This window comes from Robiginitalea aurantiaca (assembly GCF_030380815.1).
Lineage (GTDB): Bacteria > Bacteroidota > Bacteroidia > Flavobacteriales > Flavobacteriaceae > Robiginitalea > Robiginitalea aurantiaca.
The window spans coordinates 1-362 of the sequence record NZ_JAUDUY010000048.1 but is presented as its reverse complement, the minus strand read 5'-3'; the positions used below and the strand labels follow the sequence as shown (position 1 = coordinate 362).

1 protein-coding gene is annotated in these 362 nt (G+C 53.9%); it reads right to left on the bottom strand.

The genetic code is table 11. The annotated features are described in order from the left end of the window. The coding region (locus tag QU605_RS15395) for a hypothetical protein (RefSeq protein WP_289726213.1) at positions 1-362 on the bottom strand (362 nt) is incomplete at both ends.

Sequence of the window (362 nt, the reverse complement as noted above, 5' to 3'; positions counted from 1 at the left end):
GCTGCGCCTCCGGCATCATTGCCTTCTGTAAGTACACTGCCCAGATCCTGGATCTCATTCGTAGCATCAGCGTCCGCATCGTCTACCAGGGAAGAAAGGTCGACAGTAGCTGAGCTTCCGTTCTCTATGTCAATCTGAAGGGAACTGCCCGTCAGGGTCGCACCCGTCAGATCCTGATCGTCGGTGCTTCCCGCGGCAAGGGCATCTATGGCATCCTGCACATTGGCAACCCCAAGGCCACTGGTTCCACTATCATAGCTGTTGGAGGCCGCACGGGTATCGAGGATCACATCGGTACCGTCATTATTGGTAAAAGTGTATGTACCATTCCCATTATCCGAAATGTCTGCCTTGCTAACCGT